Here is a 20,923-nt window from a genome sequence, read left to right on the forward strand (position 1 = left end):
AACCAGTAGGCTTAGTAAATTGCTTTCGAGACTGAGTATAATGTTTCAATGTGTGAAATAAATTGACTCAGATCAGTTATGAAAAATTAATTACCCCATTAGGGTTACACAACCGAACAAATTAAACCTAAGCAACTGATTTATAAATCTTTTATGGCCGAAAATAAATCTGTGCAAAAAACAATCGAACGGTTGCGCGATGAAAGTTTAACCACATAATTTTGAAAAAAACTTTCATAATTGAACAACTTTCGACACATACACAGCATTTACGTGCCACTTTAGTATAAGGATCTTTGGTCAACTCGCTAGTTTTTATATTGGGATTATTTTCATGTTCACAAGATGTTCGACACAAAAAAATTACTATTGCATTACAAAACAAAGATTTTGTTGCACGAACTTTTCCCCTTGCTAGGTTCTACCTTCCCTTTTTCATAAAAAGATACAAACCTTACTGCGTTTTTTACTCGAATTTTGCTTAAAAAAGTCCTACATTAGCCGCGCTTACTTGTCGCCCTTTTTCACACTGGATTGAATGCCAAAATGCAAAGCATAGAAATCGCTATTTTTCTTCAGTTTTTTCTTGGTTTAGTCGCCGCAGTGAACCCGGTTGGGATCATGCCGGTTTTTGTTTCGTTGACTGGACACATGACTCTTGAGGAAAAACACAAAACCGCCAAGACTGCCAATATCGCTGTCGCAGTTATTTTGATCACTTCACTTCTCGCTGGCCAAGTACTGCTTGATATGTTCAGTATTTCGCTAGACTCATTTCGAGTCGCAGGCGGGTTGCTGCTATTGAGTATCGCGTTTTCAATGATGAGCGGTAAACTCGGTGAAGATAAGCAGAACAAACAAGAGAAGTCAGAATATGTCAGTCGTGAGCAAATTGGCGTAGTTCCTCTCGCGATGCCGCTTATGGCAGGACCTGGTGCAATCAGCTCTACGATTGTTTACGGTTCACGTTACCCTGGCGCGCTTGAAACCGTAGGTATCGCTCTAACTGTTATCGCCTTCTGTTTTAGTTCATGGCTGCTGTTCCGTTCTGCGCCACTGATTGTTCGTTTCTTAGGTCAAACCGGAATCAACGTGATCACACGTATTATGGGCTTGATCTTGGGCGCGCTTGGTATCGAATTTATTGCCAATGGTCTTCGTAACCTATTCCCTGGATTGATGTAACCATCACTTTTCGATCGCCTCTAGCCTTCCGCTAGAGGCGAACTTGCCTAATGACTTGCCACCCGCTTCGCTAGTATCATACTGAATAGACACACGATAGTGACTTGAATGGAATCAGTATGGAACAAGAGCAGCACCCGCACCCTCTCAAAAATAGACTCTATGTCATAATATTCGGCACCCACACCTCAGCGGGTAGAGCGTTCGACATTGGGTTACTAATCGCTATTTTAACCTCGCTGTGTATTGTCGTTGCTCAATCGGTTCCTGAAATACAGCTTGCCTATGGCGTACCTCTTCACTACATAGAACTGGGCTTGACCGGGCTGTTTACTATTGAATACCTAGTCCGCCTCTATTGCTCGCCAAAACCCTTTGCCTACGCTAGAAGTTATTATGGCGTCGTCGACCTTTTAGCCATTTTACCTACTTATATAGCGCCGTTCGTCCCCGGAGCCTCTTATATGGTGGTGATACGCATGCTACGCATCATGCGTATCTTTCGTATTCTTCGGTTGGTCGGCTATTTACAAGATTCCAACCTGCTGTTACGCAGTCTGCTTATGGCCCGAAGAAAGGTCTTCATCTTCTTCTCCACCGTAGGGATTTTAGTCACTATTTTCGGTTCTCTGATCTATGTTATCGAAGGACCAGAACATGGCTTTACGAGTATTCCTAAAAGCATCTACTGGGCAATTGTCACTATCACCACCGTCGGCTACGGAGATATCGTTCCCCAAACGGGCCTAGGAAAGACCATTGCATCACTCACTATGCTATTAGGTTACTCCATTTTGGCAGTGCCAACTGGAATCATCACAGCAGAGCTGAACAACGAGATGAAATCCCACCGTCAACTGGTTAAATGTCCAAACTGTTCAAAGTCTGGACATGAAACCGAAGCCATGTTTTGTAAATACTGCGGCAGTGAGCTAGCCGACCCTGATCAGCGAGTTGTCCCTGTAGAAACGTCAGACAAATAGTTTGCTGCAACGAGTATTGCACAAAAAAAAGCGCCTACTGGCGCTTCCTTTTATCAATTATTCAGTAAATGGTTACTGTTTTTCTGCCAAGATAATGCGTAATGTACGACGTAGTGGTTCCGCAGCACCCCAAAGCAGTTGGTCACCAACGGTGAAGGCATTTAGGAAGTCATCACCCATCGACATCTTACGTAGACGACCAACAGGAATATCCAACGTACCTGTCACTTTGGCTGGTGTCAGCTCTTGAGCAGTGATATCACGATCGTTCGGAATCACTTTAACCCAATCATTATGAGTGCCGATCATCTCTTCGATCTCGTCCATTGGGATTGCTTGCTTAAGCTTGATGGTGAGAGCTTGCGCGTGACAACGCATTGCGCCGATACGCACACAAGTACCATCGATCGGCACTGGTGCATCTTGCAAACCTAGGATCTTGTTCGCTTCAACGCCCGCTTTCCACTCTTCTTTGCTTTGACCATTATCACGCTTCACATCAATCCATGGAATCAGTGAGCCCGCTAGAGGCACACCAAATTGATCGACTGGGAATGAATCTGCACGCATGGTTTCTGCGACTTTCTTGTCGATATCAAGAATTGAAGAAGCCGGGTTCGCTAACTCTGACGCAACCGATTCTTTGATTGTGCCCATCTGTGAAATCAGCTCACGCATGTTCTTAGCACCAGCACCTGAAGCGGCTTGATACGTCATTGCGCTCATCCACTCAACATGGCCTTTCTCGTACAAGCCACCCAGGGCCATGAGCATCAAGCTCACGGTACAGTTACCGCCGACAAAGGTATTCGTTCCACCGTGAATACCTTCTTGGATTTGCTTCATATTCACTGGGTCAAGAGTAATGATAGAGTCACTCGCCATACGAAGAGTAGAAGCTGCATCAATCCAGTAGCCTTTCCAGCCTGCTTGACGAAGTGCTGGATACACTTTTTCAGTGTAACCACCGCCTTGACAGGTAATCACGGCATCTAGTTGTTTTAAAGCATCAATATCAAACGCATCTTGAAGAAGACCTGCTTCTTTACCAAGATTCGGGGCTGGGATACCCACTTGCGAGGTACTAAAGAAGACCGGTTCGATAAGATCAAAATCTCGCTCTTCAACCATGCGCTGCATCAGGACAGAGCCCACCATGCCACGCCAACCAACTAGACCAACTCTCATAAGCTTTCGCACTCCATGTCAAAACGGTAAATAAAAAAGGGAAACCTCAGTAATAAAGATTTCCCTTTCAAAGCGCAAGTGTTATTTCACCCACACACATTTTTTAACGATTTTTTATGCACAACCCCGATGAGTTGTTACCCATTGCTTGTCTTTATGGCACTGCGTTTACCCAACATATAACCTAAGCCAAGTGGTGCAAAGAAAATCGCAGTAATGAATAAAATAAAGTAGATGATCGTACTCTTAATCAACTCGATGAGCTTATCCATCGCCAGTGTAAGCACATCTTGCGAAACTTGATCGAGCTCTTGTGTCAGCATTTGTCGCTGCTCTGAAACGATACCTGCAATCGCTTGGCGTTCGCGTTCCACCAAAGCAATCAACTCCAGCCGTTCACGCTCTACCATCACGTCCAAAGCTTGACGCTCTTGAGACAGCTTACCCAGTTGTTCCGTGGTTTTACTATCAATATCATCGACTAATGGTTGCAGCTCTACCGCCATGTAAGCAGCAAGGTTACGCATATACTCTGGGTTATTCTCTACAAAGTCCTGGAAAGATTCTGAGGTTGCTTTAAGTGTTTCCAACGCACTCGATACGTCTTCCGCAGTGAGGTCACTGTTAAGTGCCACTAGCTCCGCTTTCCAACCAATAAGTTTTGGTGTTTGTTGAGAGACTAAGCTCAGGCGATCGGATACATCTCCCATCGCCTCTGCCATCGTGCCAACACTGGTGACCGCTTCCTCTGTAGACAACCCATTAAACTCAAGCCAACTGCGATAAGAAGGAGTCTGAATAAAACGAATTTCATCAAAAGGGTGCGCTTGGCTGAACTGCTCTACAAACTCTTTTGATGAATTGAACAGGCTGCGAGACATTAACATGCTCGCGAGTTGCTCGATTTCTGCCAACAACTTAGTGGATGTTTGACCGGGTAATTGCGATTCAAAGAGCGCCATTCCCTGTTCAGTCTTAAAAAACTCATCCATCTGTTTGGTGAACACCCAGCTATCAATTAAGCCCGCTTGTGGCGATGCTTGATAAACGGCGCGCTGCAGCCCCTCTTGCGCATTGATTTTCCACAACAAGACATAAGACTGATGGTAGCGATCATCCACTAAGTATTGCTCTTTGAGTAAATCAGCGTTTTGCTCCACTTGTGAAAAGAACGAAAGCGCATACTCTCGAGTCAATAAGCGGGTCGCTAACTCTTGCTGAGTCAGTGGCGTGGTTTGGTTGTCAATTTTAACTTCTAGTAAGGAGCAACCGCTCAAAGTAGTGACCATCAATAGAATGGGTAACCATAAATGCTTTTTAATCACACTGTAGCCTTAAACATTGTACTAACTAATAGATTGGATTAACCAACGGATAGTAATAATCAAGAAAGAGCAGTGACAAGCTAAACACTCGTCCCGTCTTATTTTTGTGGCGTGATTAGACCAAAAACGACTTTACAGCACAAACAAAAAGAGGCCCGTATTTCAATTCTTATAAACGACGCTACTTTTACTGGCTAAACCATCCATCCGAGTGATATTTTTAATAAAAATGAATGGCCTAGGTATATTGTTTAGCGCTCTCTACCGTTTGGGCTAGATATTTGGCGAGCTGGTCGAGTTCGGCTTCACTCGTCACTCGCCCCTGTTTGATGTTCGCTTCAATGATAGTCGCAATCTCTTTTAGTGGTGATGCCCCGATACTCGCAGCCACCCCCTTCAAACTGTGTGCTGCGCGCATTGCTTCAGGATCTTGCTGTGCAATAAGATCACCGATTTTCTGAGCATCACCTTTATGGTCTTCAACAAATACACCCAATAAGAGTGCTACTGATTCTTTGTCACCATTGACGGAATCGAGCATATAGTCGTAATCCACTTTACTCACCGCCTCAGGGCTACTCTGCATCGTTTCGGCATCCCTCTCTTCATAAGACGCCGATTGAGGAGGATTGGAAGAGCTATCGTTCGACACCGATTGTCCCTCAGAGACAGATTTCGAACTCCCTATTGGTGACGGGCTAGCGACTCTTGGTTTGTTTGAGTGATCAAACAGAAGTAAGAACGCCGGAATAAAGCCAACCAACGCAAAAGCAATGCCGCCGTTACGAATATGACTCAACAACTCTTGGCGCAAATCCGTAACGTAACGACTCACCTCAAACTCAACCAACTGCTCAATTAAGTAGGCTCCTTGCGCATAGGCACCCAGAGTATCGGAGCTCTCTGCTAATATCCTTTGAAACGGTACTCGGTCGTGTTCTGGTAATGTTAAAGACGCGGTATAAAGTCGATCCAAATCTCGATAGACATAGGCATTTGAGCTGGTATCACCAAACATCGCAATAAAGGTCAGTGAGCCCAATTCGGTAAGCAATGCATGAACCTTAGGGTCCGTTTTGTACTGCTCCATCAGGCGGCCAAGCGTATCAAGAAGATCAACCACTTGCAGCTGGTTGTCACTAAGCTGCTCAGTAAGTCGAGTAAAACGCTCAACCAAAAGCATTAACTGATTCACATCATGGGTGAAAAGTGCATTTTGTTGCGAAGAGAGTAACTCTAACTTCAGGGAGTTAATCAAGTGTGTTGATAGGGCAAGATGATCTAAATGATTGGTTTGATAGACAGGCTCTATACTCACCAGTGTCCGTGTCTGTTGAATTTCACTATCTAACTCCTCGAGTGCGGTGAGAATGGCATACTCTCCACGAATCCAGATAATACCGGTTATCGTCGCTAAAGCCCAAATGACTAACGCTATGTAACCCTTGTGAAATTTCATCCTTGTCCTTAAGAAATTGAGTGCACCCGGTTTCACGTTAAACTAAAAAAAAAGAGAGAGCAAACGCCCTCTCCCATTTATCGATCACAATCAATTCGATTGACGCGTCAACTGGTCTTTTAGATTAGGTGGACACCCCTTGATAGTCAGGGTGTCAGTCTCTTGATCATAGAAGACGCGCTCACCGAGTAGTAGGCTGTCGAAACTCAAGTTCAATCCACCACCAGCACCAACGTATTTCGTTAGTTTACGCACAGTTGTTCGATCTGCTGGGAAGCTCTCTTCCAGTTCATAGCCTTGAGATTGAGTAAACTCTTGGAACGAACTACCAGAGTCTGTTGGTGGAAGCTCACCTGATAGCTCAGTTAGCTGAATCTCATCGCCCGCCTTTAGCTGCTCGGTACAGTACGTCGCCACTTGCTTCTTGTATTCCGTGGTTTCTTGCTTGTCTAACTGCGCATCGGCACAAAAGTCTTCCACCGCTTGCATCAATACAAGGTTCTGCTGCTTACTGTCTAAGCCAACTTCCGCCTGCAAAAAGTCTAGGAAAAAGTCAGCGACTTTGCGCCCTACACGCCCCTTTATATAGGTAAGGTAACGGTTTGACTCTTTATCCGTGTCGTAAGTAGATAGATCAAGACGTGCCGCAATATCCATTTTATTAATATCTAGGTAGTCTGTCGCACTGATATCTAGCCCTTCCGTCACTTTAAGGCTCTGGTTGGATGGTAAAATACCGATGAAAAGGTAATCAGTAGCCAAAGACTGATACTCAGCTAATACAAAAATACCTTCGTCGGCAAACGGGTACTTACTTAGCTCTTGCTTTAAGCTCTCACCACACTGTTGAGAAAACTCGTAAAAGCTCATCTCGTCTTTGCGAAATGTATCAAGGCGCTGTTGAAACTCGCTATCGTTCTTGAACAAACCAAAGCCCTTGCCTGCTTTGGCATTGAATGTACGGTGCAATTCAGCCACTAAATTTTCACTCGATTGATCGAGGTCTAACGCGTCAGCGCGATAATTAACGACCAATTCTTCCTGATCGTTCTTACTTAGTTGGTGCAAAATGATGTTAGAAAGCTGCAGACTCATAGGATTTGAAGTAATCTTGGTTTAGTTAGCGGGTCTAGTAGGTTATCATAAGACGTTTTTACTATCATATATACATGTAGAGTTTCTATGCCAATTACATCTAAATACAGTGACGAACAAGTTGAGCAAATCCTAGCAGAGGTTGCCGCTATCCTTGAAAAGCACCAAGCATCACCTGAATTGTCTCTGATGATTGCAGGTAATATTGCAACTAATGTCTTAAATCAAAACGTTGCACCTTCACAGCGTAAGGCGATTGCTGATAAATTTGCTCAAGCTCTTGTTTCTTCTCTAGAAGATAAAGCTCACTAATACGTTGGATAAAAGAACAGCACTTATGGTAGATAGTGGAAATTCCTATTCGGAACGCGTTTCTCGCCTTGTAGGATGGGGACATTGGTTTGCATTTTTCAATATCATTGCAGCCATGCTTATTGGTACGCGCTATATCGTGCAGTCACCATGGCCTGAAACTCTATTTGGTCAGTTCTATTTAGCTGTCTCTTGGGTTGGTCATTTTGGCTTTTTGGTGTTTGCCCTATACCTCCTGGTGCTGTTCCCTCTGACATTTTTAGTCCCCTCGCGCAAGCTGCTCCGCCTTATTGCGGTGCTGTTTGCAACAATTGGACTTACCGTTTTACTGATTGATACTCAAGCCTATCAGTCTATCAACCTGCACCTAAACCCCGTTGTTTGGGAGTTGCTGTTCACCGATGACGCGTCTCCAGTCAGTCGTGACATTCAGCATCTGTTTATTGTTTTACCCTTAATTTTTTTACTGCAACTCGGTTTGTCTGAGTGGGTATGGCGAAAGCAGCGTAAGCTATCTCAGCGTCACATTGGTCGTCCTATCGCTTCCATTTACTTTATCTGCTTCATTATCAGCCACTTGAGCTACATGTGGGCAGACGTCTCATTCTATGAGCCAATTACTAAGCAACGTGCTAACTTCCCGCTCTCTTACCCAATGACAGCGAAATCGTTCATGGAAAAACACGGTATTCTTGACCGTGAAGAGTACGAACGACGCCTCAAAGAGAATGAAGCACGTGGTGATGAAATTAAATACCCATTGGAATCTATTGTCTTTGAGCGACGTGCCAACCCGCTCAATGTTTTGGTGATTAGTGTCAATAATCTCCGAGCGGACGCTTTAAACCAATACGCAATGCCATTCACTTATCGCTATGCAAACAATGCCCTTTCGTTTACTGAGCACTACAGCTCTAGCAACGACGTGCAAGGTATCTTTGGCCTATTCTACGGACTGCCAACCAGCTATCTAAGCAGTGTTGCAAACCAAGATGAACGCTCCATTTTGCTCTCTACAATGGCAGAAAATGAGTACCAATTTGGGCTATTCAGCGGTGATAACTTTGATGACGACCTATACAAGCAAGTGGTCTTCAAGGATATGCCAATCATCAATGTTGAAAACGATGAACAAATTGCACAAGCCTGGGGCGAGTGGGCAGCAGAGCAAACTGATGAACCATGGTTTAGCTTTATCGAACTCACTACCGTCGAGCAATTTAATCCTGTCGCGGAATACAAAGGGTCAACACGAGATATCCTTCGCCAAGGATACGCCGAATCTGTTCGTCAAGCTGACGAGCAATTACGCCAACTGTTTGAACAACTTGCGTTGTTAGAAGATAAAGATGAGACAGTCGTCGTTATCACATCTAACCACGGTATTGAGTTTAATGAGACGGAGACCAATAGTTGGGGTGCTGGCTCAAACTACAGCAAATACCAGCTTTCTGTGCCGCTTGTCATCAAGTGGCCGGGTAAGCTCTCTGCACAGTATGACCATGCGACGAGTCACCTTGATATCTCGGTTACATTAATGGAAGAGCTGCTTGGTGCGTCATCCAACCCAAGTGATTACAGTAGTGGTCGTAACCTGTTTAATGAGCGCAAACGAAATTGGGTCATTGCCGGTAATAACTCCGAGCTAGCACTACTGACCAAACGCAACACAACGGTTGTTGACCGCTTTGGCAACTTTAAGATCTACGACGAGCAGTATCGCCGCTTGAAAGATGCAAGCCCAACGCTACCCGTACTGATGCAAGGCCTGACAGAGCTGCAACGCTTCTATAACGACTAGCAATGAATCTCGCGTGTTACACTGTGAGCTAGATTCTAAAAACGCTATTTTTCAACACGTTAACCACTTGACGATCGATAAGCTCATGATACTATCTTGCTTATCGGACTGTAGCGCAGCTTGGTAGCGCACCGTCATGGGGTGTCGGGGGTCGTGGGTTCAAATCCCGCCAGTCCGACCAGACACAGAAAAGGTCAGCTTTTGCTGACCTTTTTTTCGTTTAACGCTTATCACTTGTGTGTATGCCTGCCCCCGCGATACACGTTGCCACCAACATAATCATCACATCAAGGACTGCAGGTATCAGCATATTAACCTCCCAATAACTGTGGAATGGCTAACGCAAGAAAAATCACCATAGGTACACTGATCATAATGCACCCCTCTCACTGAAATTTACTGTGACGGTCTGTCGTTTATCGTGCATCATCGTGATCGTACCTTTAGTGTGAGTTTCATCTTAGAAAGCAGTGTAAAGGAAGCAACAATACAATTGTGACTATCAGATATTCATCCCTTCAAAGCGATGAGGTTAATGACTTACTGCTTTAGAAAACACGTTGATAATCACTGTGCCTACGAGAATAAAACCAATGCCGATTATCGCTGGCAAGTCCAACCTCTGGCCGTAGTAAAGCCAACCTATACCAGCGACCAAAACGATACCTGCCCCACACCAAATGGCATAGGCAATCCCGACCGGCATCACTTTTACAACTTGTGCTAGGGAAGCAAATGCGATGGCATAAAACCCCAGACACATCAAGGTCGGTAAAGGCTTGCTGAACCCTTCTGTTTTCGCGAGAAAACTGGTGGCAATCACTTCTGCGGCGATGGCTAGACTAAGTAACAAGTAGTGCAACATAAACTCCAAATTTAAAAACGTTATAGGGATAGCAAGTTGTGCTAAAAATCTCATCGAACATTATGAATGCCAACTGTAACAATACTGTTATCTGTTCAAGTGATAATTCAGTGATGATTAGCAACGCGTTTTCTAAAAATTATTCGCTTTCAGGCTGTATTATCTAGCCTGCTCTGGAGTTTATATGAGCAACCCACTTCAACCAACCTCTCTCTTTGTTTTCGACATGGACGAAACCCTCATTGCCCATGACCTATCCGTCCTTTGGCACCATTTTCTCGTCGATGAACTAAAACTAGCCGATGCGTCCTTTTTAAAAGCAGATGAGCAAATGATGAGCGATTACTATCAAGGGGTAATGGATCTTGATAGCTACATCGAGTTCAGTATGTCCCCAGTAAAACATCTCAGCACCAAAGAGATCGACGACTTGGCCGACCTATTTGTCAAAAAGGTCGCGACCAAATACATTTACCCTGATGCAATAGCGCTGATCACGAACCTAAAGCAACAAGATAAAGCGTGTATGATCATATCCGCAACGGTTACCTTCTTGGTGAGAGCGTTGGCCAAACACCTTGCTGTTGAATTTTCTGAGGGTGTAGACCTACAGGTCAAAAGTGGGTTTTATACTGGTTTAATATCCGGTGTACCAAGCTACCAGTCAGGGAAAGTCATCCGCTTAAAACAGTGGATAAAGCAACAAAGTGGGAAATATCAAGCGACACATTTCTATTCGGACTCTATCAATGACCTGCCTTTGCTATTGGAAGTCCCCAACCCAGTCACGATAAATGCGTGCCCAAAGTTGAAAAGGGAAGCCGAACAACGTAACTGGACTCAGTTATCATGGTCGCTTTAGCTTGTTTTTTATCCCAACAAACAGAAAAAACAAATAAATAGACAAAAAACGCATACGAAGTAAACAAACGAACATTTTGGGGGTTTACAAGATTTCAGAACCCCTTTAATATGCGCTTCAACAACGGAGAGATGGCTGAGTGGTTGAAAGCACCGGTCTTGAAAACCGGCATACGTTAATAGCGTATCTAGGGTTCAAATCCCTATCTCTCCGCCACATTCTAAAAAAGCCGCTGAGAAATCAGCGGCTTTTTTGCGTTTGGTATTCAGTAAAATAACCGTTATTCGCCACTTCAATAGATCAATACTAATTCCTGTGTCACAACATGACTAACCTGGGTTCGACATTGATTTGATCATCAGGTGAATGAACTGAAAGTGATGAGGTTATTTGAAAGTATCAGATAGCAAAAAGCCGCTTCATTGAAGCGGCTTTTTATATGGGTGGGGCCCCAGCCACATCCCGGCACACAAGTCACTCGCTGCGGCTGCTTCCTTCCGGACCTGACCGAGTTCACGAGCTATTGTTGCGAGAGGACCAGAACCCCATAGATTCTGTTGTTAGAGATGCTCTATCTCTTAACGTGTGGGCATTATTCATTATCCCTCTGGCGAATGCAAGCCCCCTCATCTCAAATTCGATCTGGTTGCCTAAGAGTTGCACAGATTAGTAGTTTTAAGTCAGGATCATCGTTCTGAAAGGGTAAATTCACTCGTTTTCTGATTCAATCGCAGCCACTCTGAGTATGTAATCCGTCATCCAAGCTGTACCAAGCAAGCAGAACCACAAAACGAAAACCGGGTGTGGTACATCAACATTGGGGTGAACGACAAGCGTTGCAAACCCAACGGTAGGTAAAGTCCATGTCAGTAGCTTACTCCAACGGAACCCTTTTATTCTCGCTAAGTGCTCAACCGTACCCATTATCGCGGTGATGCAAAGTGTCACCAGCGCCGCATAAACTAATCCCGATATCCACATGGGAACGAGTAAACCCAATGTCCACCAACTATGAGACTTGCAGGGTTTCCAATGGTGCAGACACCATGATATCGATGTTACACACAGAGTTTGAACGACAGTAACGAGAGGAGTGCCGTCCAAACGACCAGCTGATTGGGTTAAGGTGATACCCACAAGCAGCGTTAGAGTAATTAATCCCGTAGTGCCTATCACCCATAACGTGCTGCGATGAGAAAATACCACCATCAACAATGGAGCTAGCATCCATAGCCCAACAGAGAGCGCAACGGGTTGATGAGAGAGTGTAAGCCCATAAATGAGCATGGTGACCACAAATACAACGCCAGTCGAGCGGAGCTGGCTCACTAACCACAGTGCAGGTATCAATACGACAAGTGCTGGCAACTCACCTTGACTGAACATCATGGCCTGTGAGCAGATTACCGCTAAAAACACAACGGCAAGAAATTGAATCGTTGAATAAACCATACATCCTCCTTATGGCATTACCCAAGCTTTTTGAAGAGACTAAGCACAGATCAAAAATGGTTATTTAAATCGCAACAGGATTTGCTACTCTAATCTCTCTTATTAGCCAAACTAATTACTCTATTCATCACCATCCGTTGGTGAGTATTGGTTGGACACGTATTCAGTATGAATGAATTTTTAGCGCAAATCTTTGCAGTAATTCACCAAATTCCACATGGTCAAGTTTCTACCTATGGCGACATTGCCAAGCTAGCTGGTTATCCCGGCTATGCACGTCAAGTGGGTGCGGCACTGAAAAATTTACCACAAGGCACTAAGTTACCATGGCACAGAGTGATTAACAGTCAAGGTAAAATTTCGTTACAAGGATCTGATTTAGCAAGGCAGATGGAAAAATTGCGCGATGAGGGCGTTAAGGTTGAGACGGGCGGTAAGATCTCACTAAGGCACTATCGCTGGTCTCCCGACTAGCCAGCACAAAAAACAACAAAGGGAGCCGAAGCTCCCTTGAAACAATCCTTAGTATGCTAATAAATTAGCGTACACCAATAAGTCGAAGATCAATCTTATGTGACTTATTGTTATCCGTAATCACCGGGTTCGAAGTATCTGTAATAAATCGCAGCTTACCATCTACCTCAATTCGAGCACTTACACTGTAACGATGACGATCATCGATCTCCGATACATTGTAAGGTAATTCAAATTTAAACGGCACTTGTGCACCATTAGATTTGAATCGATGCTGTGATAGCACCCGAGCTTTGGCATCGGCAAGCGACACATCTTGCAATGTCACTTCTACGACGGCGTTTTCTGGAAGCGCAATGCGCTCACGGTAGGTAATTGTCCCTGTTACCATTTGCATTTGAGAAACTTGTTCCTGTTTCTCTGATTGCTGACAGCCAACTAGCGTTGTCGTCCCTAGTATCACTGCAGCCAACAGTAGTGCTTTTTTCATAAAGCCTCTCATAGTCAAAAGGACGAACGGAGTATAGTTATACTCGAAACCGCTGTCTTGCTGTGAGTAGATTTTTTTACAATTCTCTGACTAAAAACAAATATGCGATCCGAGTCATAATAAATATCAATAGGAGTTGACCAACTCATCAACTTGGTAATCCGACCAGTGTTGTTATACCCTGTAAAAATAGTGAATTATGAAAACAAAGTGAGGCATTATGAGTCGTGCTCTTGATGAGTTGTTAAGACTTTTACAGTTAGAAAAACTTGAAGAAGGTTTATTCAGAGGAAACAGCGAAAACCTCGGACTACCCCAAGTTTATGGTGGACAAGTGATTGGACAAGCTCTATCAGCTGCTCGTTACACCGTACCAGAGGACCGTTTTGTGCACTCATTCCACAGCTACTTCCTATATCCTGGTGATGTTGAAAAGCCTATTATCTACGATGTGGAAAACCTGCGTGATGGCCGTAGCTTTAGCACTCGACGAGTCAAAGCAATTCAGAACGGACGTCCTATTTTCTATTTGACCGCATCCTATCATCAAAATGCACCCGGCTTTGAGCATCAAAACACGATGCCAGAAGTGCCTGGGCCTGAGAATTTTGCCTCAGAATCTGAGCTTGCATCGCAAATCGCGCACCTTTTGCCAGAAAACTTAAAGAAAACTTTCTGTGGTGATAAAGCGATTGAGGTTCGTCCGGTCACCGTCATTAACCCGTTGAAACCACAAAAAGCAGAGCCCAAACAGTATCTTTGGATCAAGGCCAATGGCTCGGTGCCACCCGAGCAACTGATTCACCAGTATCTCCTAGGCTATGCCTCTGACTGGGGCTTCCTAGTAACCGCCCTTCATCCACATGAAGTGTCGTTGATGACTCCTAAGTTCCAAGTAGCCACCATCGACCACTCTATTTGGTTCCATCGCCCTTTCAAGATGGACGAGTGGCTACTGTTTGCCATTGAAAGCCCAACAGCGAGTAATACTCGTGGTTTGGTTCGTGGCGAGGTATATAACCGTCAAGGCGACCTGGTGGCAACCGCAGTGCAAGAAGGCGTCATGCGATTTACCTAGTGCCTGTGTCACTACTTGTCTGGTGAGTCCCCGACGGCGCGCACTCGCTCGGTGACACCTTCCTTCGCATCATTAATTAGACTGAAAGGCGTCAGGACGACGCCTTTCACTGCACCAGTCGCCGCTTGTGCTGTCAACTCTTGGCTTTTATCTACTATCGTCTCCGCCTGAGCTAAGATCACAGGTACATCTCTTCTTAAACTTTCAGACTCCTGTTGAACATCAGGTATCACGTCCTTTCTATAAGCCTGCATTTCGTCAACAACACTTGGGATGGTGCCAACTCGGTACTCTTTCATTTCATCCAAAGCTAGCGGAAGAGACTCATTTTGCAGCTGCTCAACTTGTGTAAGAATGGCCGGAATTTTTGCATCCACCGAAGCAATACTCGCTTGAACCTCACTGACCGTTGAATTGACGTTATCAACGGTATTGATGATTTCAGGTAGCATTGACTCGAACGACTGTGTTAACGCTAACCACTGCTCAATTTTTAGCTCTTGAGTTACACGTTCAACATCCTCAATAACGTGCGGATACTTCAAGGCCAAGTCCTCTACCTTCTGGGTAAAATGAATAATTGAATACCCCAAATAGCCAATGGCCACTGCCAGTATCATACGGCTACCGATAGCAACATATTCCTTCATGATTTTCCTTTGTTATTCAATAGGTAGAGCTGTTGTATACTTCAACGGCTCCATTGAAAACGTCGATGTTACATTAGATATACCTTCCACACTATTGACCAGCTTCTTATAGAAGGCATCAAAACATTTCATGTCTTTAACCTGTACTTTCATCATGTAGTCATACTCCCCCGCCATACGATAGAACTCCATCACTTCGGGAAAATCGCTCACGGTAGACACAAATTCTTCGTACCATTGATTGGAGTGGTTGCTGGTTTTGATCATCACAAATGCGGTAAACGACAGAGCGAGTTTTTCAGGGTCTAATAAAGCAACACGCTTACCTATCACCCCACTCTCCTCCAACTTTTTTAGCCTTTTCCAGCAAGGCGTTGTTGTGAGATTTACCGCCTCAGCGATGTCACTAAGGGAGAGTGTTGCATCATTTTGCAGCAACTTGAGTATTTTGCGGTCAACTGAATCTATCATATCGTTCATGTGGAGAATTATTTTCTACAAAATGGCATTAACAAAGTAAATATAGCAAAGTTCTTCTCACTATGAAGAGGTAACTTATCCCTATCGACAAGTTATTGTGAGGAACCCGGCTATGTGTACCGACCACCAATGGATTAACAGTGCAATTCAAAAACTCGAAGCAGATTTTCAACGTTCTGCGGACACTCACCTGATCAAGTTAGATTTACCGAGCCTTGAAGGTATCGACATCTATCTAAAAGATGAAAGCACACATCCAACGGGTTCTCTAAAGCACAGACTGGCGAGATCCCTTTTCCTATATGCAATTTGTAATGGGTGGGTAGGTCCTAAGACACCGATCATCGAATCATCATCTGGCAGTACTGCTGTCTCTGAAGCCTATTTTGCTCGCTTACTTGGCTTGCCTTTTATTGCTGTGATGCCAAAAAGTACCGCGAGAAAGAAAATTGAACAGATTGAGTTTTATGGTGGTCAAGCACACCTTGTCGAGCGTTCGGATCAAATCTATGCAGAATCACACCGTTTAGCAAAAGAGCTTAATGGTCACTATATGGACCAGTTTACTTATGCTGAGCGTGCAACCGACTGGCGTGGTAACAACAACATTGCCAACTCTATTTTTAATCAAATGAAAATGGAACAACACCCCATTCCAACTTGGGTAGTAATGAGCCCTGGCACAGGGGGCACATCAGCAACCATTGGCCGCTTTATTCGTTACCAACAACACAATACCAAACTGTGTGTGGTTGATCCTGAACAGTCGGTATTCCATCGCTATTACCAAACTCGTGACCTATCGGTGACTCACGATTGCGGCAGCAAAATTGAGGGTATTGGTCGCCCTCGCGTTGAGCCTAGTTTTATACCAGGTGTGGTTGATGAGATGCGTACGATTCCTGATGCCGCTAGTGTGGCAACAGTGCACTGGTTGGAAGGTATTTTAGGACGCAAAGCAGGTGCATCGACCGGCACGAACCTATTTGGCGCGCTTCAACTCGCTAGCGAAATGAAACAGCGCGGCGAGACAGGTTCCATTGTCACTTTACTGTGTGACAGTGGTGAGCGATATCTAGATACTTACTACGACGAAACGTGGGTGAAAGAGAATATTGGTGATCTGCTGCCTTACCTTGCTCAGTTAGAAACTTTGCAAGCAAGCGGAGTTCTAGCATAGAGCCGCTAGACGTCAGTCACTCCGAAGCTTTCACTTCGGAGTGACTATCACGATTTGTGGTTAACGGCTCAACGGAACACCAGTGGTCGATGTTAGAACTGGTAAGCTAAGCCGACCGTCCAGATGTGGTCGCTATCGACCGGGACATAAAGCGGTAGGTTATTACTAGAGAAAGGGCTCGAGCTTATTGCTTCTGCGCTATCAGCACCCGAGTTGAAGTAGGTGTATTTCACGTAAGGTCGCCAGTCGTCAATATACATACTGAACACAACTTCATGTTCATTTGTCCGATAACTATCTTGTGAGAAGTCGACACCTCCACCTGGGCCGCTAATAAACCCATTAGAACCATCTCGCTTTTCATGTGTGTATGTATAGTCAAGACTGAACTGACCAAACGCCATGGATGTACCTGCAATAAACTGGTTTGTGTTAATCGCGGTGTCACTCAACAGCTCAGGCGTTTGACCAGAGCGGTTATAGCCATAACCGGCAAATAGATTAATGTTATCCACCAGCTGGTAATCAACCACCGCCTCTAACAGCATCTCTTCGCCATCTTCCCATTTACCTAACTCACCATAGAGGCCCAGCAACCAACCATCCGACAATGCAAATGAGTGCCCATAACCAGCCGCCAACCAACCTTGATCGTCAAAACCAACGTAGACATAGCCGTTTTCCGATGTATCAATGACTGCACCCGCCTCTGTCTTGTAGACAGACTCATCAGTGGCATTCGAAGAAAGCTCTTGTTCAATATAAACTTCGACTGGCGCAGCCATTGCCGCGCCAGAGAATAGACCTGCCATCAATAGGCTAAGTGAGGTACGTGAAAACGTCATCTAAGATACTCCTGAATTCATGAGGTTGAAAGTTCAGGAGGAGTATCAACAAAAGGCAGTAACAAAAAAATGCCCTCTACTTATGTTGATACCTCAGTTTTATTTATGGACTGACCGCAGCAAGCAATCGCTCACGCATCGCTTTGTGTGCTGTATCGTGAAGATAGCGGCGATGGTAGATCATGCGATAGGTGATAGGACGCAATTCAAGCGGGATGGTAAAGACATTTAAGTTGAGCCTTTCTGCAAGATGAGTCGCCAACGATCGGGTCGATGATGCCACATAATCCGTGGTAGATGCGAGCATCAACATACTCGATACAGAACTAGTTTCAACCTTGATATTTCTCGGCTTTACCGGGTGGTTGGAGAGAAAGTTAAGAGTATCGAGATCACCACGGCGAACTTTAAGGGCAATATGCTGCTCAGCATAGTAGTCGTCATAGGTCATCGTCTCTTTCACTCTGGGGTGGTCTTTACGGCACAAACAGACAGTGGGTTCTGAATAAAGATCTTCAACGACAAAGGCCTGGCGCTTTGTTCCCAAAACATCAATGACCAAATCGACCTTTTGGCTCGTCAAGTCATCAAGGATGGCTTCCTCGTTGAGTGGCGCCTCATGAAACTTCAACCCATCAATACTTGAGACCAAATGCATCAAACTTTCACTGCAATAGACGTTAAAGTCTTCACTTTGGGTCTCAACCGTTTCGAGAACAGACATTGGGCCTTCAATTTTATTTGCTAACGCAACAGCCGCTCCGGTCGGAGCAATACCTCGCCCTTCTCTAACGAAGAGTGCTCTGCCCGTGACTTTTTCGAGGCGCTTCAAAGCCGCACTAACGGCGGGTTGGGATAAGTCTAACTCTTCTGCTGCAAGAGTAATCGAGCGGAGTTTATAGACCGATTGAAACGTTGAAAGAAGATTTAAATCCATTTTTCCTAGCCAAAATATTAAGCCTGAACAAACTAAGATAAGTAATCTGCGAATAAGTTCAGCGAGAGCGTCAATCAAGCGACTCTCGTTGAACTTGTTTGAATATCTATGACTAGTTGAATAACCCTTTTAGCAGGCCATCGACAGCTTTGCGTGTTTTTTCATCCTTAATTTTATCAAGCCCACGATTGATCTCTTTCTGCGCTTTCTCTTTCAGTAAGTCATCAAAAACCAGTGCAAACTGTGGCTGCGCCCAAGAACCGTGGATACGGACAGGAATCGTCACATCTTTAAGCTCATCGATATCCGAACCGCCCTGACCTTTCAAAGAGCCAACAACCGATGTACTGATGGTCATATCCATCGTCTCTTTCAAGTAATTAGCCTGCCCTTCTCCGCGCACACGCAACAGTGGCGATTGAGCGGCAAGGTCATTGGTAGTAACAACGCCTTTATTCATTTTTAACGTCGCCGTCATCGCTGAGAAGTCAGTCTTTTGCGGGCCATCGACACCATCAATTTTTTTACCCGTAAACTTGGCGTAGTTTTCACGAATCAACTGTGCAACGTTAATGCCGTGCACGGCCCCATCGGCAAAGTTAATCTTCACTGTACCTGCCAGGTTTTGCTTGATCCCGGTCGGCGTTAGGCTTTTTCCTTTCAGGTCCATATCAATATTGCCCGTACCTTCAAGGAGGTCAACGTCAGCCGCATCCACCAGTAGCGGAAGCACTTTTACACCTTTAACCGCGGCTTTCGTGGTGTAACTTGCTGGCGCTTTATTCGCGTCTAAACGCGCATTGGCCGCAATTGACCCTTCATATAGGTTTGCACTCAACGACGTAATTTCGGCAACACCACGATTCACCTTGAGCTCCGTCTTAACGCTATCTAACTTTACGTTATTCGCTTTCAGCTTATCAATGGCCACATCACCCTGAACATCGAGAGTTTTCAACACACTTAAATCCGGCTCTTGTTCTTTAGCTGACTTCGAAGATTGAGCATCTTCAGATGTTGAGCCCTCACCTTTGCCTTGCTGTTCGGGCGCCATTTTCGCCAACAGAGAGTCAACGTCGATATTCGGGCTGTGCAAACTGAAACGAACCTTAGCAATTTCATCCAATGTGACGGCAAGCTTACCGTCTAACTCCGTATCCAGTGCTTTGAAACTTTCGAGTACAAAATCTAAGTGACCCTTCGATACTTGATAGCTGATATCAGCAGCAAGATTAGATTCAAGCGGTGATACTGGAAGCGAGCTTCCCTCTAATGTGGTCGCAACTGTCAATGAGTCAATCGACATCGTCTCGATGGCTTTATCGACGATAACTTCGGCGTTTCCTGAGGTCTTTAACCCAAGCTCGGCGAACTGCCCAGCCACCTCGAAGGAGAGCGTATTCGCCTCATCAAAAGCGAAACGATCGAGCTTAAGGGATGCTCTTTCTAGCTTATTCACTTCGTCACTAAAAGAGGCATCAAGCACAATGTTTCTCAACTCATAGCGGGCAAAGTCTTTGCCTAACAAAAACTCTAAAGCTAAGTCAGCCGCAAAAACTTGTTGGTTGTTGCTGCCTTGAACATTCGCTTGAAGTGTTGCCCACTGTTCAAAATCAAACTGAGACAGGGTGACGTTAACATCCTGCAGTTGTGTCACTTGCTGCTGTTGTTGATCATTAATAGACAGTGAGGCATTAGAGATCGTCAAACCTGCTAGTGAAATAGCCCAGTCTTGTGCAGACTGCTCACTGGCTTGTGTATCGGTTGACTGAGTTTGAGGCTTTTCAGCTGACGAAGTTCCCTTTTGAGTTAACTGATCAAGGTTGGTGCTACCCTCTTTCAAGCGCTCAATATTCACCTTGGCACCATCGAGTAAAATATTACCTATTTCTAACTTTCGGTCGAGCAGCGGCATCACTGAAACCTCAACGCCCACACGATCAACGGCAAACAAGTTTGGCTCGCTAAAGCCCGCAGGGTTTTTCAGCTCAGTACGCCCAATAGACAGGCCCACCGATGGGAAGAATGTCCAGCCGAGATCACCTTCAATGACCAGCTCATAGCCAGTATTTTTCTGAATTTGCTCAACAATAAGAGGCTTAAATTGGTTCGGATTGACGAGAGTCACCAGAGCAATCACGGCACCAATCAAGACGACCACAATCACACCGAGGGCGATAAAGAGTTTTTTCATTAGCTGAGTCCTTGCTAGAACGAAAAAAGTGGCGCCTAAGCGCCACTTTCTTTTTTACTATTAGAGAC

20 protein-coding genes, 2 tRNA genes and 1 other RNA gene are annotated in these 20,923 nt (G+C 44.9%); 10 read left to right on the forward strand and 13 right to left on the reverse strand.

The window, feature by feature from the left end; translation table 11 throughout:
- The first annotated feature begins 546 nt into the window (after positions 1-546).
- Together GT360_RS10030 and GT360_RS10035 are read left to right on the forward strand one after the other, a co-directional pair.
- Positions 547-1,185: a YchE family NAAT transporter gene (locus tag GT360_RS10030; protein WP_164648736.1), complete on the forward strand. Its 639-nt coding sequence runs from the start codon at positions 547-549 to the stop codon at positions 1,183-1,185.
- Between the two features lie 119 nt (positions 1,186-1,304).
- Positions 1,305-2,168 (forward strand): ion transporter, encoded by an 864-nt coding sequence (locus GT360_RS10035; protein WP_164649640.1) that lies wholly within the window; start codon positions 1,305-1,307, stop codon positions 2,166-2,168.
- A 72-nt stretch (positions 2,169-2,240) separates the two neighbouring features.
- Here GT360_RS10035 and asd read toward each other — a convergent pair whose 3' ends face one another.
- The 4 genes from asd to yejK form a co-directional block, all read right to left on the reverse strand.
- On the reverse strand, positions 2,241-3,356 hold the full coding sequence (asd, locus tag GT360_RS10040; protein ID WP_164648737.1) for an aspartate-semialdehyde dehydrogenase: 1,116 nt from the start codon (positions 3,354-3,356) through the stop codon (positions 2,241-2,243).
- Positions 3,357-3,493: 137 nt separating this feature from the next.
- A complete protein-coding gene (locus GT360_RS10045) occupies positions 3,494-4,645 on the reverse strand; it encodes a chemotaxis protein (RefSeq protein WP_164649641.1) in 1,152 nt (383 codons plus the stop codon).
- Positions 4,646-4,919: 274 nt separating this feature from the next.
- The gene (locus GT360_RS10050) at positions 4,920-6,140 is read right to left on the reverse strand and encodes an Hpt domain-containing protein (RefSeq protein ID WP_164648738.1); all 1,221 of its coding nucleotides are present in this window, start codon (positions 6,138-6,140) and stop codon (positions 4,920-4,922) included.
- A 90-nt stretch (positions 6,141-6,230) separates the two neighbouring features.
- Entirely contained in the window at positions 6,231-7,235 is a 1,005-nt protein-coding gene (gene yejK, locus GT360_RS10055) for a nucleoid-associated protein YejK (RefSeq protein WP_164648739.1), read from the reverse strand.
- Between the two features lie 87 nt (positions 7,236-7,322).
- Between yejK and GT360_RS10060 the strand changes: the two genes are divergently transcribed.
- The 3 genes from GT360_RS10060 to GT360_RS10070 all read left to right on the forward strand — a co-directional run bounded on the left by GT360_RS10060 (position 7,323) and on the right by GT360_RS10070 (position 9,529).
- Positions 7,323-7,547: a YejL family protein gene (locus tag GT360_RS10060; protein WP_164648740.1), complete on the forward strand. Its 225-nt coding sequence runs from the start codon at positions 7,323-7,325 to the stop codon at positions 7,545-7,547.
- A gap of 25 nt (positions 7,548-7,572) precedes the next feature.
- Positions 7,573-9,348, forward strand: coding sequence for a DUF3413 domain-containing protein (locus GT360_RS10065; protein ID WP_164648741.1), 1,776 nt, complete (start codon positions 7,573-7,575; stop codon positions 9,346-9,348).
- Between the two features lie 104 nt (positions 9,349-9,452).
- Positions 9,453-9,529: transfer RNA gene (locus GT360_RS10070), tRNA-Pro, on the forward strand.
- A 351-nt stretch (positions 9,530-9,880) separates the two neighbouring features.
- Here GT360_RS10070 and GT360_RS10075 read toward each other — a convergent pair.
- A complete protein-coding gene (locus GT360_RS10075; protein ID WP_164648742.1) occupies positions 9,881-10,213 on the reverse strand; it encodes a DMT family transporter in 333 nt (110 codons plus the stop codon).
- Between the two features lie 184 nt (positions 10,214-10,397).
- Here GT360_RS10075 and GT360_RS10080 point away from each other — a divergent pair, with 184 nt between their 5' ends.
- The gene (locus tag GT360_RS10080) at positions 10,398-11,075 is read left to right on the forward strand and encodes an HAD family hydrolase (protein WP_164648743.1); all 678 of its coding nucleotides are present in this window, start codon (positions 10,398-10,400) and stop codon (positions 11,073-11,075) included.
- Between the two features lie 125 nt (positions 11,076-11,200).
- A tRNA-Ser gene (locus GT360_RS10085) sits at positions 11,201-11,291 on the forward strand.
- Positions 11,292-11,521: 230 nt separating this feature from the next.
- Here GT360_RS10085 and ffs read toward each other — a convergent pair.
- Together ffs and GT360_RS10095 are read right to left on the reverse strand one after the other, a co-directional pair.
- Positions 11,522-11,618: signal recognition particle sRNA small type (gene ffs, locus GT360_RS10090), an RNA gene on the reverse strand.
- A 165-nt stretch (positions 11,619-11,783) separates the two neighbouring features.
- The gene (locus tag GT360_RS10095) at positions 11,784-12,527 is read right to left on the reverse strand and encodes a VP0952 family biofilm-associated protein (RefSeq protein WP_164648744.1); all 744 of its coding nucleotides are present in this window, start codon (positions 12,525-12,527) and stop codon (positions 11,784-11,786) included.
- Between the two features lie 168 nt (positions 12,528-12,695).
- Here GT360_RS10095 and GT360_RS10100 point away from each other — a divergent pair, with 168 nt between their 5' ends.
- Positions 12,696-13,001: an MGMT family protein gene (locus GT360_RS10100; protein ID WP_164648745.1), complete on the forward strand. Its 306-nt coding sequence runs from the start codon at positions 12,696-12,698 to the stop codon at positions 12,999-13,001.
- Positions 13,002-13,065: 64 nt separating this feature from the next.
- Here GT360_RS10100 and GT360_RS10105 read toward each other — a convergent pair whose 3' ends face one another.
- The gene (locus GT360_RS10105; RefSeq protein ID WP_164648746.1) at positions 13,066-13,491 is read right to left on the reverse strand and encodes a YbaY family lipoprotein; all 426 of its coding nucleotides are present in this window, start codon (positions 13,489-13,491) and stop codon (positions 13,066-13,068) included.
- A gap of 220 nt (positions 13,492-13,711) precedes the next feature.
- Between GT360_RS10105 and tesB the strand changes: the two genes are divergently transcribed.
- Positions 13,712-14,569: an acyl-CoA thioesterase II gene (gene tesB, locus GT360_RS10110; protein ID WP_164648747.1), complete on the forward strand. Its 858-nt coding sequence runs from the start codon at positions 13,712-13,714 to the stop codon at positions 14,567-14,569.
- 11 nt (positions 14,570-14,580) lie between these two features.
- On the opposite strand, the gene GT360_RS10115 is transcribed toward tesB, so the two are convergent.
- Both GT360_RS10115 and GT360_RS10120 read right to left on the reverse strand, forming a co-directional pair.
- A complete protein-coding gene (locus GT360_RS10115) occupies positions 14,581-15,219 on the reverse strand; it encodes a hypothetical protein (RefSeq protein WP_164648748.1) in 639 nt (212 codons plus the stop codon).
- Positions 15,220-15,231: 12 nt separating this feature from the next.
- Positions 15,232-15,690, reverse strand: a complete 459-nt coding sequence (locus tag GT360_RS10120; RefSeq protein ID WP_164649642.1) for an Lrp/AsnC family transcriptional regulator — start codon at positions 15,688-15,690, stop codon at positions 15,232-15,234.
- 121 nt (positions 15,691-15,811) lie between these two features.
- Between GT360_RS10120 and GT360_RS10125 the strand changes: the two genes are divergently transcribed.
- Entirely contained in the window at positions 15,812-16,879 is a 1,068-nt protein-coding gene (locus GT360_RS10125; protein WP_164648749.1) for a PLP-dependent cysteine synthase family protein, read from the forward strand.
- A gap of 92 nt (positions 16,880-16,971) precedes the next feature.
- Here the strand turns inward: GT360_RS10125 and GT360_RS10130 are convergent, their stop codons facing one another.
- From GT360_RS10130 to GT360_RS10140, 3 genes are all read right to left on the reverse strand, one after another.
- Positions 16,972-17,724 carry a hypothetical protein gene (locus GT360_RS10130; RefSeq protein ID WP_164648750.1) on the reverse strand — a complete coding sequence of 251 codons (753 nt, stop codon included), beginning with the start codon at positions 17,722-17,724 and terminating at the stop codon, positions 16,972-16,974.
- A gap of 103 nt (positions 17,725-17,827) precedes the next feature.
- A complete protein-coding gene (locus GT360_RS10135) occupies positions 17,828-18,661 on the reverse strand; it encodes a LysR family transcriptional regulator (protein WP_164648751.1) in 834 nt (277 codons plus the stop codon).
- 112 nt (positions 18,662-18,773) lie between these two features.
- Positions 18,774-20,855, reverse strand: a complete 2,082-nt coding sequence (locus tag GT360_RS10140; RefSeq protein ID WP_164648752.1) for an AsmA family protein — start codon at positions 20,853-20,855, stop codon at positions 18,774-18,776.
- Positions 20,856-20,923: the final 68 nt, after the last annotated feature.

The sequence above is a fragment of the Vibrio astriarenae genome (assembly GCF_010587385.1).
Lineage (GTDB): Bacteria > Pseudomonadota > Gammaproteobacteria > Enterobacterales > Vibrionaceae > Vibrio > Vibrio astriarenae.